This is a genomic window from Bradyrhizobium sp. RDI18 (assembly GCF_043203335.1).
Classification (GTDB): domain Bacteria; phylum Pseudomonadota; class Alphaproteobacteria; order Rhizobiales; family Xanthobacteraceae; genus Bradyrhizobium; species Bradyrhizobium retamae.
This window is the reverse complement of sequence record NZ_JBICRN010000008.1, coordinates 1,930,767-1,943,508: the sequence shown is the minus strand read 5'-3', so window position 1 is coordinate 1,943,508 and position 12,742 is coordinate 1,930,767. Positions and strand designations below refer to the sequence as shown.

The following is a 12,742-nucleotide window of genomic DNA, read 5'->3' as shown; positions in this document are numbered from 1 at the left end:
ATGACTGAGAACAGCAGCAAACCTATTTCGGCGCCGTGAACCTTTTCCGGAGCGTAAGTTGAGGCGCCCCAAATCAGCAATCGAACTGCGCAAGCGGCTCGTTGTTTGATATATCCCTCAAGGCACGCGCAGGCACGGGCGCGATGATGGATCGGGAGGAGATGCGTGCGGCTGGCCATTTTTGCCGATATCCATGCCAACCGGCAGGCGTTCAGCGCGTGCCTTGATTTCGCGCGCGCCCGCGGCGCGGAACGGATTGTCTGTCTCGGCGATGTCGTCGGCTATGGCGCCGATCCGGAATGGGCGGTCGATACCGTGATGGGCCTGGTCGATGACGGCGCCATCGCCGTGATCGGCAACCACGATCAGGCGATCAGCACCCCGTCGGAGACCATGAACGCCGAGGCCCAGGCCGCGATCGAGTGGACCCGCGGCAGGCTCAGCGCGCCGCAACGGCGTTTTCTCGCCGAGTTGCCGCTGACGCGGCAGGAAGACGATCGCCTCTACGTACATGCCGAGGCATCGCATCCGGCACGATGGCATTATGTACGCAGCAGTATGGACGCCGCGCGCAGCATCGAGGCGGCCGAAGCCCATGTCACCTTCTGCGGACACATCCACCGGCCAGCGCTCTATTCGATGTCATCGGCGGCGAAGATGACAAGCTTCGTTCCAACATCCGATGTGCCGGTGCAATTGCTCGGCGGCCGGCGCTGGCTCGCCGTTCTCGGCTCGGTCGGGCAGCCGCGCGACGGTGATCCGGCGGCGGCGTTTGCGATGCTCGATACGTCATCGCGCGAAATCACCTATTGCCGCGTGCCGTACGACGTCGAAGCGGCAGCCGACCGCATCCGCGCCAACGGGCTGCCGCACTGGCTGGCCGATCGCCTGCTGGTCGGGAGATGACGGCGATGGCGAAGCCCGCAATCGCGCCCGGCGCCCAACTCGACGGCTTCAAGGCCGCCGCGATCGGCAGTGGCGCCGGCGGATAGCATTTAACAGGTGGCGCGTGCGCTCACTCGAGAGTCTGGACGGGCGGCAGCGCTGTTTTGGCGGCGCGCGGCGGGTTCGGCGCGGGATAGCTGGTGACGCGGCCGCTCCGTTCGGCCTGACCGGCGGAATTGGATGCGGGGCCTACCGCTTCCGCCCTGGCGCCTCGCACGCTATCCCTTGAAGCCTGTCTGCGGTGCCGCGACGAGCGCGAGCCTTCCAGTCCCCATGAGCGCGATATCGAAGGCCCGGCCGTATAGCCGACGAAGGCGCCGGCGACAGCCCCGACCGGGCCCAGCACGACGGCGCCGGCCACGGCGCCGAGGGCCGCGTCGCCCGCGCGCTGCGCGAGCGCGGCAGAGGGCGCGAGTACCAGGAGCATTGCGGCTGTGGTGAAGGCCTTGATCATATTTCTGTCCCGTCCGTGGAAGGCGGGATGCTGGTCCGCGTTTATGGCGAGATGCGTCAAGCTTTGTGGCCGGAGCGTGGACTTTCGGGTTCCATGGCTCGCTGCGCGCCCGGTGTGGCTTTCCTGCCGGCGCTTACCAATTCCCGATCGTTTAGTATTTCGACGACATTGAGGTGGCTAGACCGCTTCGCCGCGCGCCAGCGCCGCGGCATTGCGGATTGCGGAAATGTTGGCCTTGTAGCTGTCCACCGTGCCGCCCTTGAACACCGCTGAGCCCGCGACCAGCGCATTGGCGCCGGCGGCGGCCAACTGGCCGGCGACGTCAGGACCGACGCCGCCATCGACCTCGATGTCGATCGGACGTCCCGCGGCCATCGCCCTGACATCGCTGACCTTGCCGAGCGCGGATTTGATGAAGGCCTGGCCGCCGAAGCCGGGATTGACCGACATCACAAGCACCAGATCGATCAGGTCGATGACATATTCGATCGCACTCGCCGGCGTGCCCGGGTTGAGCGAGACGCCGGCCTTCTTGCCGAGTGCGCGGATCGCCTGCAGCGAGCGATGCAGGTGCGGGCCGGCCTCGGCATGGACGGTGATGTGATCGCAGCCGGCCTTTGCAAACGCCTCGAGGTAGGGGTCACAGGGTGAGATCATCAGATGCGCGTCAAAGATCTTCTTGGTATGCGGGCGCATCGCCTTGATGACGTCGGGGCCGTAGGAAATGTTCGGCACGAAATGTCCGTCCATCACGTCGAGATGGATCCAGTCGGCGCCCGCCGCGTCCACAGCGCGGACTTCCTCGCCGAGCTTGGCGAAATCCGCCGCCAGGATCGACGGTGCGATGACCAGGGGACGCGACGCAAATTGCTGGGACATGTGCGCTTTCCCGAAAGGCTTGCGAAAGGGCGGAACGGCCCCGCGTAACATGCAGGCGGGCCGGGGGCAATGCGCGGCGCCGCCGTCTCCTGTGGGCGGAAAAATCTGCCGCGGCGGGCAGCTATTGCCGGGTTTGCCGATCGGACGGGATACGGAAAAGCCCGGTTTTATTGGGTTTTCTTCATGGCACGGTGCTTGCTGAGGAAGACGGAACACGAGCTGTGGGCCGCTTTGCGCGCGGCATTGTTGGAGTTCCGCCATGTTCTTTGCTCTGGGCGCCGCGTCATCGGCCATCGATGTCCTCAAGGCGCTGACGTCGTCCAAATCGTCTGCGCCGACCACCGGCCTCAGCCAGAACTTCGCAAGCTTCGGCCAGTCGTCCCCGACTACGCCGGCATCAATCGCTCCAGGGTCCGGCTCGGGCAACGGCTTTTCGTCGATATCGCCGGAAACCATGAGCGCGCTGCTTGACGCGCAAAGCCAGTCCTCGGGAGGATCGGGGACGGCCTTAAAGACCCGCCACGCCGCGCTGAGGGACCTGTTCGGGCAGATCGACGGCGACGGTGACGGCAAGATCAGCAAGACGGAATTCGAAGAGGCGCTTGGCGCGGGCGGCACCAACATTGGGCAGGCCGACAGCGTGTTCGGAAAACTCGATCAGGACGGCGACGGCTCGGTCAGCATCAAGGAGCTGGCATCGGCGCTCCGGCCCGACAAGGGCCATCATCGCGATCGCGATGAGGCGAGCGGTGGCGACGGATCAGGCTCCGATCCAGTCTCACAGGCACGGCAGGGCGCCACCACCACGACCGTCACCAACAGCGACGGTTCGGTAACGACGTCGCTGACCTATGCGGACGGCTCGAAAGTGACGATGACGTCGCCGGCCTCCGGAAGCTCGTCCGCATCAGCGACATCGTCCTACAATTTCATCGAGCAGATGATTCAGCGCGAAGCCAAGGCGATCTCATCGAGCGCAACCGCGTCGCTCTCGGTCAGCGCCTGAGCGGACCATGCTCTAACCGAAACGATCGCTCCACGACGGGAGCGCACCCGGAAACGGTAGCGCGGTCGCAGCATGGACGCCGCGTGCGATTGCACGCGCGACCGTATTGGCGGCCACCATGCCGAGTTCGGTGAGGCCGAACAGTGGATCGATCGGTTTCTTGCCGGTCGCGGCGGCAAACACCACGTCGCCGTCCAGCGGCGCATGCACGGATAGATGGCGCGCGCCATGCCGGTTTGCGCGATCATCGCGAGCCGCCTGGCCTGCGGTTTGGTCAGCACCGCATCGGTGACGACGACCACCAGCGTGGTGTTCTGCGATGGAGCAGCTAACGGCGCGCCCTTGAGGCGGGCTCTCAGCATATCGGGCGTGAACGAGGGCGGCAGTCCTCGTCCGCCAAACTCGTTATCCTGCTCGAACGGCGCCGCCCAAAACCACGGGCCGTCGCCGACCGTTACGCTGCCCACCGCATTGACCACCGCGAGCGCGCCGACGGTCACGCCGCCGTCGGTCTGTGCCGAAGCGGAGCCGAGGCCGCCCTTGAAATTGGCTGTGGTCGCGCCGAGACCGGCGCCGACGCTGCCGAGCGCGAAATCGGCAGCCGCCGCATTGGCCGCGGCGTAGCCGAGATCGCGATAGGGAGGAAAGCGTCCCCATGCCTTGTTGCCGCCGTTGAGCAGATCGAAGCAGATCGCGCCCGGAACGATCGGGATGATCGCGTCACGGATGCGAAAGCCGCGGCCCTGTTCGGCAAGCCAGGCCTGCACGCCGCCGGCGGCATCCAGTCCGAGCGCTGAGCCGCCGGCAAGCGCGATGCCGTCGATTGCCTCGACGGTGCTCTCAGGGCTGAGCAGCGCTTCCTCGCGGGTACCGGGGCCGCCGCCGCGCACGTCGATCGAGGCCACCGCGGGCGAGTCGAACAGGATCGCGGTGACGCCGGAGGCGACGCTAGCGTCATGGGCGTGGCCGACGCGAACGCCGGAAATATCGGTCAGCAGGTTTTTCAAAGCGGCGGTCCGTAGGGCTGCATCAGTTTTGGCGTGCCATCCACGGATATATCAGCCGCCGGGCTTGCTTCAACTGGCAAGCGCCAGCCGGATCATCCGGGCAAGCTCGGATTTGCGATAGCGCTTTGCCAATAGCAGCACGCCGGAATCCAGGCGGCCGTGATGGACGATGGCGTTTTCGGTATATCCCGAGGTGTAGAGCGTCTTGAGGGCAGGCCGGCGCTTCAGCGCTTCGTCGACGAGCTGGCGGCCGTTCATGATGCCGGGCATGATTACGTCGGTAAACAGCAGATCGACGTTCGGGACATCGTCGATGATGCGCAACGCATCGGAAGCGTTGGCTGCCTCCAGGGTGGTGTAGCCCAGGCTCTCGGTCTGGGTGATCACATAGCGCCGCACCAGTGCATCGTCCTCGACGACGAGCGCTTTAGCAGTCTTACCGCTCGGCGCGTCGCAGACCATTGCCATCGAGAGCAGCCTCGATCAGCGAAACCGGATCGGCGCCAAACTGCCGTTGCGACAACGGCACCGACAGGCGGCAAACGAGGCCTTCCGGGCGCCAGTCGAATTCCGCGCGGCCACCAAGCTGCGACTCGATGCTGGCGATGACGCTTCTGGTTCCGAACCCTCGCGACACCGGCTTCTCGACATGTGGCCCGCCAGTCTCCGACCATATGATCTTGAGAACGCCCGCCTGATCTTCCCAACACACCGACAGCCGGCCCGACAGCGCAGACAGCGCGCCGTACTTCGCCGAATTGGTGACGAGCTCGTGCAGTGCCAGCGCAACCGTCTGAGCCGTCGCGGGCTCGAGATGGATCTCCGGGCCGGACAAGTCGATCTGGTCGCCGGTGGAGTAGGGCGCCAGCTCCTCATCGATCAGTTTGCGTATTTCGGCGCCCTGCCAGCTCGAGAGCGAGAGCACGGTGTGCACGCGCGCAAGCGCATTGATCCGTCCTTCGACGGAACGGACGTAGCTCTTTACATTGTCGCCGCGCGTCAATCGGACGATGGACTGCGCAAGTGCCAGCGCGTTCTTGGCGCGGTGGTCGACCTCCCGCGCCAGCAGGCTTTGCCGCTCCTCGGCCTGCTTGCGTTCGGTGATGTCGACGGTGACGCCGCTGACGCGGATGACGCGGCCGCCCTTGTCGGTGCTTGCCGCCGCCGTTCCCGCGCACCAGCGCACCTCGCCATTCGGCCGGATGATGCGGAATTCCGCTTCGTATGATTTCGCGCCCCGGGCGAAGCTGGCCCACGCCTCGTGCAATTCATGAACGTCGTCAGGGTGAAGCAGCGCCTGGATATTGGCCGGCGTCAGTTCGAACTTGCCGGGATCGACACCGAGGATCTGATACTGGCCTTCGTCCCACATAAAGTCGCCATTGACCCAGTCCCAGTCCCAGGAGCCCATCTTTCCGGCCGCGATCGCCAGACTGCGGCGCTGCTCGCTTTCCAGAAGCCTGGCGTGCGATTCCTCGAGTTCGGCGGTGCGCGCGCGAACCCGGTCCTCGAGTTCGACGTTGAGCCGTTCGAGCTGGCGCGTTTTGCGATAGAGCTCCGCGAACACCTTGATCTTGGCGCGCAACACTTCGGGCACCACAGGCACCGGAACGTAGTCGACCGCGCCCATCTCATAGCCGCGCAGCCGGTCGATGTCGCTGACCTGGATCGCGGAGATGAAGATCATCGCCGTCTTCTGGAAGCGGGGATGTTCGCGGATCATGGCCGCGAGCTCGAACCCGTCGAGCTCCGGCATGCAGACGTCGACCAGTATGATGGCAACATCGTTCTTGAGCAGGAATTCGAGCGCTTCGCGCCCGGACGAGGCCTTGACCAGGTTCTCGCCGAGTTCTTTCAGGATGACCTCATAGGCGAGCAGCTTCGCCGGCTGATCGTCAACCAGAAGAATGTTTACCTTCTCTTGATCCATCATTTGCTTACGCCGGTCAGCGGTGCAACCACATTCGGATGGCGAGCAGCAACTGCTCGGTATTGACGGGTTTGGCGAGATAGTCCGAAGCGCCGGCTTCGAGGCATTTCTCGCGGTCGCCCTTCATCGCCTTGGCGGTCAGCGCAATGATCGGCAGGCGGCTGAAGGACGGATTTTCGCGGATGACACCGATGGTCTGATATCCGTCCATCTGCGGCATCATGATATCCATCAGCACGATTGCGATATTTGGATTTGATTCGACCAGAGCGATGGCCTCATGGCCCGTCGTCGCGGTCAGCACCTTCATCCCGCGCCGTTCGAGAACGCTTGATAGTGCGAAAATGTTGCGGGCGTCGTCGTCAACCAGAAGCGCGGTCTTGCCAACAAGATCCTCATCGGAGCTATTGAGCTTTTCGAGCATTCTCTGCTTCTCGACCGGCAATTCCGTGATCACACGGTGCAAAAACAGCGACGTTTCGTCGAGCAGGCGTTCCGGCGATTCGACGCCTTTCACCACGATGCTCCTCGCCATGGTGTGAAGTTCCGCATCCTCCTCGGCCGACAGTTCCCGCCCCGTGAACACCACGACCGGCACGTTCGATAGAGTTTCGTCGTTGCGAAGCCGGTCGAGCACCTCGAAGCCGCTCATGTCAGGCAATCGCAGATCGAGCACGACGCAGTCGCAGGGCTGGTTCCGCAACGTCGACAAGGCATCGGCGCCAGTGTCGGCGGTGAGGATCTCGATGTCGTCATGGCCAAGCAATTCGGTGATGCTCATCTGCTCGGCGGCATTGTCCTCCACGATCAGCAGGCGCTTGCGGCGGGGCTTGGCGTATTCCTTGATCTGCGACAGCGCCGCGCTGACGCCCTCGGTCGTCGTCGGCTTGTTGACGAAGGAAAACGCGCCGCGCGCCAGCGCATGCTGGCGGTCTTCGTCGAGCGTGATGATCTGCACCGGAATGTGCCGCGTCAGCGGACTATGCTTGAGTTGGCTCAGCACGGTCCAGCCCAGCATGTCAGGCAGGAACACATCGAGCGAAACCGCTGTCGGCTGGAACTGCTTGGCGAGCTCGAGCGCTTCGGCGCCGCGGCTCGCGACCAGCACCTTGAAGCCCTTGTCGCGGGCCAGATCGATCAGCACCCGCGCATAATGCGGATCGTCCTCGACGATCAGGAGGATGTTGTCTCCCGGCGCGAGATCGAGGCGGTCGTCCGGCAATTGCTCGACGGCGCGCTCCTGTGTCGCCTGCAGCGCAGGCGCGGGTGTGAATGCCGACGAGGCAGGGGAGCGCGGCGCAACGGTGGGGCCGGAATAATGCAACGGCAGGTAAAGCACGAAAGTGCTGCCCTTGCCGGGCGCGCTGCGAAGATGAATTTCGCCGCCGAGCAGGCTCGCGAGTTCGCGGCTGATGGCAAGGCCGAGGCCGGTACCGCCGTATTTGCGGCTGGTGCCGGCGTCTGCCTGCTGGAACGCCTCGAAGATCAGCTTCTGCTTTTCCAGGGGAATACCGATGCCGGTGTCGGTCACCTCGAAGGCGACGACGGCGGGTGCGTGATTGAGGATCGGGTGCTCGGCGCTCCAGCCGCCAACGGCGGCCGATACGTTCAACTTCACGCCGCCCTCCGCGGTGAACTTGAACGCGTTCGACAGCAGGTTCTTCAGCACCTGCTGCAGCCGCTTGGAGTCGGTGACCAAGCTGCGGGGAAGGGTCTCGTCGACATTGATGTTGAACGAGAGGTGGCGGTTTTCGGCCTCGTGCTTGAACGGGCGGCCGACGGTCTCCAGCAGGCTCGACGTCAGGATTTCCTCCGCATCGACCGTCACCGTGCCGGATCGATCTTCGACAGGTCGAGGATGTCGCTGATCAGGTTGAGAAGATCGGTGCCGGCGCCGTGGATGGTGCGGGCGAACTCGACCTGCTTCGGCGACAGATTGCCGTCGGGGTTTTCGGTGAGCTGCTGACCGAGGATCAGGATGCTGTTGAGCGGCGTGCGCAGCTCGTGCGACATGTTGGCGAGGAATTCGGACTTGTACTTCGATGTCAGCGCAAGTTCCGTTGCCTTTTCCTCAAGCGCGCGCCGTGCTTGTTCGATTTCCTGGTTCTTTCGTTCCACCTCGACGTTGCGTTCGGCGAGCTGCTGGGCCTTCTGTTCGAGCTGCTCGTTGGTCTGCTGCAATTCCTTCTGCTGCGTCTGCAGTTCACCGGCGAGCTGCTGGGATTGCTTCAACAGGCCCTCGGTCTGCATCGTGGCCTCGATCGAGTTGAGCACGATGCCGATGCTGTCGGTCAATTGTTCGAGGAAGGTCATCTGCGACGTAGTGAACGGGCCGATCGAGGAAAGCTCGATCACGGCCTTCACCTGGTTCTCGAACAGCACCGGAAGCACGACGATATTCTTCGGGATCACGCGCAACAGCGCCGAATTGATCGGAGCGGTATCGCTGGGGATATCCGATACCAGCCGCTGCCTCTTGTCCATGGCGCACTGGCCGATCAAACCTTCGCCGAACTGCACGAGCTGCGGATGCGGATTGGCGCCATCGCCGGCATAGGGGAGAGCAGGCGCAATTGCGGCGTCTCGCCATTCTCCACCTGGTAGATCGCGCCCATATGCGCGTTGACGAGCGGCGCCAGTTCGGTCAGCAGCAGCCGGCCGACGGTGGACAGTTCGCGTTGGCCCTGCAACATGTTGGTGAATCTTGCGAGGTTTGTCTTCAGCCAGTCCTGTTCGGTGTTCACCTGGGTGGTGAGCCGCAGGTTGCCGATCATCGTGTTGATGTTGTCTTTGAGTTCGGCCACTTCGCCGCGGGCGTCGACCTGGATCGAGCGGGTCAGGTCGCCCTTGGTCACGGCGGTCGCCACTTCGGCGATCGCGCGCACCTGCGAGGTCAGGTTGGCGGCGAGCAGGTTGACGTTGCCGGTGAGGTCCTTCCAGGTGCCGGCCGCGCCGGGCACGTTGGCCTGGCCGCCGAGGCGCCCCTCGACGCCGACTTCGCGCGCCACGCTGGTGACCTGATCGGCAAAGGTCGCGAGCGTCTCGGTCATGTTGTTGATGGTGTCGGCAAGAGCTGCGACTTCGCCCTTCGATTTCACCGTCAGGTTCTGCTTCAGGTCGCCGTTGGCGACCGCCGTCACCACCTTGACGATGCCGCGGACCTGTTCGGTCAAATTGGCCGCCATGAAGTTGACGGTGTCGGTGAGATCCTTCCAGGTGCCGGCGACTCCCGGGACCTGCGCCTGACCGCCGAGCTTGCCCTCGGTGCCGACCTCGCGCGCCACGCGCGTCACTTCGCCGGCAAAGGCGTTGAGCTGGTCGACCATCGTGTTGATGGTGTTCTTCAGTTCGAGGATTTCACCCTTCACGTCCACGGTGATCTTGCGCGACAGGTCGCCGCGCGCCACGGCGGTCGTGACTTCCGCGATGTTGCGCACCTGCGTGGTGAGGTTGGCCGCCAGCAGGTTGACGTTGTCGGTCAGATCCTTCCAGGTGCCGCCGACGCCGGGCACCACGGCCTGGCCGCCGAGCCGGCCCTCGGTGCCGACCTCGCGCGCCACGCGCGTCACTTCGGCGGCGAAGGAGCGTAGCTGCTCGACCATTGTATTGAGGGTGTCCTTCAGCAGCAGGATCTCGCCGCGGACGTCCACCGTGATCTTCTTGGAGAGGTCGCCGCCGGCGATCGCGGTCGCGACCTCGGCGATGTTGCGGACCTGTGCCGTCAGGTTCGAGGCCATGAAGTTGACGTTGTCGGTCAGGTCCTTCCAGGTGCCGGCGACTTCGGGCACCTGGGCCTGGCCGCCGAGCTTGCCTTCGGTACCGACCTCGCGCGCCACGCGCGTCACTTCCGAGGCGAAGGCGTTGAGCTGGTCCACCATCGTGTTGACGGTGTTTTTCAGTTCGAGAATCTCGCCCTTGACGTCGACCGTGATCTTCTTCGACAGGTCGCCCTTCGCCACCGCCGTGGTCACTTCGGCGATGTTGCGGACCTGGCCGGTCAGGTTGCCGGCCATCGAGTTGACGTTGTCGGTGAGGTCTTTCCAGGTGCCGGCGACGCCGGGCACGTTGGCCTGGCCGCCGAGCCGCCCCTCGGTGCCGACCTCGCGCGCCACGCGGGTCACTTCGCCGGCAAAGCGGTTGAGCTGGTCGACCATCGTGTTCAGCGTTTCCTTGAGCTGCAGGATCTCGCCGCGCACGTCGACCGTGATTTTTCGCGAGAGGTCGCCGCCGGCAATCGCGGTCGCCACCTCCGCGATGTTGCGCACCTGCGCGGTGAGGTTGCCGGCCATCGAGTTCACGGAGTCGGTCAGGTCCTTCCAGGTACCGGCGACGCCGGTCACCTGGGCCTGGCCGCCGAGCTTGCCGTCGGTGCCGACCTCGCGCGCGACGCGCGTCACTTCTGATGCAAAGGCGTTGAGCTGGTCGACCATCGTGTTGAGCGTTTCCTTCAACTGAAGGATTTCGCCCGAGACGTTCACCGTGATCTTCTTCGACAGGTCGCCCTTGGCCACCGCGGTCGCGACCTCGGCGATGTTGCGGACCTGGCCGGTGAGATTGCTGGCCATCGAATTGACGCTGTCGGTGAGATCTTTCCACGTGCCGGCGACGCCGCGCACCAGCGCCTGGCCGCCGAGCTTGCCTTCGGTGCCGACTTCGCGGGCGACGCGCGTCACTTCGCCGGCAAACGCGTTGAGCTGGTCCACCATGGTATTGATGGTGTCCTTCAACTCCAGAATTTCGCCGCGGACGTCCACCGTGATCTTTTTCGACAGGTCGCCATTGGCGACCGCGGTTGTCACCTCGGCGATGTTGCGGACCTGCGCCGTCAGGTTGGAGGCCATCGAGTTGACGCTCTCGGTGAGGTCCTTCCAGGTGCCGGCGACGCCGAGCACGTTGGCCTGACCGCCGAGCCGTCCCTCGGTGCCGACTTCGCGCGCCACGCGCGTCACTTCGCCGGCAAAGGCATTGAGCTGGTCGACCATGGTGTTGAGCGTTTCCTTCAACTGAAGGATTTCGCCCGAGACGTTCACCGTGATCTTCTTGGAGAGGTCGCCGCCGGCAATGGCGGTCGCGACATCGGCGATGTTGCGAACCTGCGCCGTCAGGTTGGAAGCCATGAAGTTGACGTTGTCGGTGAGGTCCTTCCAGGTGCCGGCCACACCAGGCACCTGGGCCTGACCGCCGAGCTTGCCTTCGGTGCCGACCTCGCGCGCCACGCGCGTCACTTCTGATGCGAACGAGTTGAGCTGGTCGACCATCGTGTTGATGGTATCCTTCAACTCGAGGATTTCGCCGCGGACGTCGACCGTGATCTTGCGCGAGAGGTCGCCACGGGCGACAGCGGTAGTGACGTTGGCGATGTTGCGGACCTGGGCGGTGAGGTTGCCGCACATCGCGTTGACGGAGTCGGTCAGATCCTTCCAGGTACCGGCGACGCCGGGAACGATCGCCTGGCCGCCGAGCTTGCCGTCGGTGCCGACTTCGCGGGCCACGCGCGTCACTTCGGAAGCGAAGGAGCGGAGCTGATCGACCATCGTGTTGATGGCTTCCTTGAGCTGCAGGATCTCGCCGCGGACGTCGACCGTGATCTTCTTCGACAGGTCGCCATTGGCGACCGCAATGGTCACTTCGGCAATGTTGCGGACCTGGCCGGTGAGGTTGTTGGCCATCGAGTTGACGCTCTCGGTCAGGTCTTTCCAGACGCCGGTCACTTCAGGCACCTGGGCCTGGCCACCGAGCTTGCCCTCGGTGCCGACTTCGCGCGCCACGCGCGTCACTTCCGAGGTGAACACGCCGAGCTGCTTGATCATCGTGTTGACGATGGTGGCAGACTGCAGAAACTCGCCGCCCAGCGGGCGGCCGTCGACGTTGAGTTGCACGGTCTGCAGCAGATCGCCCTGTGCCACCGCGGCGACCGCGCGCGTGACTTCGCGGGTCGGCCACAGCAGGTCGTCGATCAGCGTGTTGACGGAGCCTTCCATGTCCGCCCACGAGCCGCTCGTGAGGTCGAACTTGACGCGCTGGCGCGTCTTGCCTTCGCGGCCGACGACCTGGCCGACGTGCTCCAGTTGCTGCGCCATTCGCTGGTTGGAGGCGACGATTTCGTTGAAGGTGTCGGCAATCTTGCCCTCGATGCCGAGATGATCGCCGGTCATGCGTACCGAGAAATCGCCGGCGCGCATTGCCTGCAACGCGTGCAAAAGATCCTGCATCGGATCGGACGTGCCGTTGGTGGGAGGTGGTTTGGGTTTGGCGACCCGGCGAGCGGAGGGAGATGCTCCAGGGGAAAGATCACTCATGGTGTCTCCTCGGCCAGTTCGCGCAAAATCTCAAAATCTCATTGGCTGAGATGCAATTTCACGAATAGACCCGCTGCCCCGCGGCAGATCAAGTTGGAATAACGGTTAAGGTCGTGAAATCAATGACATGGAACTCAGCCCCAACTCTCCACAATGCCGTGGGAACCCAATTGTTCCGGCCGGTTAAAAATTATTTGGAACCGAAAATAAAAACGCCCCGGT

Annotated in this window: 5 protein-coding genes and 3 pseudogenes; 2 read left to right on the top strand and 6 right to left on the bottom strand. The window is 64.1% G+C overall.

Annotated features, from left to right (window positions below; translation table 11 throughout):
- The first annotated feature begins 165 nt into the window (after positions 1-165).
- The gene (locus tag ACFXS9_RS18485; RefSeq protein ID WP_392690903.1) at positions 166-906 is read left to right on the top strand and encodes a metallophosphoesterase family protein; all 741 of its coding nucleotides are present in this window, start codon (positions 166-168) and stop codon (positions 904-906) included.
- 109 nt (positions 907-1,015) lie between these two features.
- Here ACFXS9_RS18485 and ACFXS9_RS18480 read toward each other — a convergent pair whose 3' ends face one another.
- Together ACFXS9_RS18480 and rpe are read right to left on the bottom strand one after the other, a co-directional pair.
- Complete coding sequence (locus tag ACFXS9_RS18480; RefSeq protein WP_392690901.1) at positions 1,016-1,399, bottom strand: hypothetical protein; 384 nt, start codon at positions 1,397-1,399, stop codon at positions 1,016-1,018.
- A gap of 177 nt (positions 1,400-1,576) precedes the next feature.
- On the bottom strand, positions 1,577-2,278 hold the full coding sequence (gene rpe, locus ACFXS9_RS18475; RefSeq protein ID WP_065747949.1) for a ribulose-phosphate 3-epimerase: 702 nt from the start codon (positions 2,276-2,278) through the stop codon (positions 1,577-1,579).
- A gap of 259 nt (positions 2,279-2,537) precedes the next feature.
- Between rpe and ACFXS9_RS18470 the strand changes: the two genes are divergently transcribed.
- Positions 2,538-3,284, top strand: a complete 747-nt coding sequence (locus tag ACFXS9_RS18470) for an EF-hand domain-containing protein (RefSeq protein WP_392690899.1) — start codon at positions 2,538-2,540, stop codon at positions 3,282-3,284.
- Positions 3,285-3,296: 12 nt separating this feature from the next.
- Here the strand turns inward: ACFXS9_RS18470 and ACFXS9_RS18465 are convergent.
- The 4 genes and pseudogenes from ACFXS9_RS18465 to ACFXS9_RS18450 form a co-directional block, all read right to left on the bottom strand.
- Positions 3,297-4,291 (bottom strand): annotated as a pseudogene (locus tag ACFXS9_RS18465) (P1 family peptidase).
- Between the two features lie 69 nt (positions 4,292-4,360).
- Positions 4,361-4,720, bottom strand: a pseudogene (locus ACFXS9_RS18460) (response regulator); the annotation flags it as partial.
- Positions 4,721-4,727: 7 nt separating this feature from the next.
- Complete coding sequence (locus ACFXS9_RS18455) at positions 4,728-6,221, bottom strand: HWE histidine kinase domain-containing protein (protein WP_392699843.1); 1,494 nt, start codon at positions 6,219-6,221, stop codon at positions 4,728-4,730.
- A 16-nt stretch (positions 6,222-6,237) separates the two neighbouring features.
- Positions 6,238-12,520: pseudogene (locus tag ACFXS9_RS18450) on the bottom strand (HAMP domain-containing protein).
- Positions 12,521-12,742 lie beyond the last annotated feature (222 nt).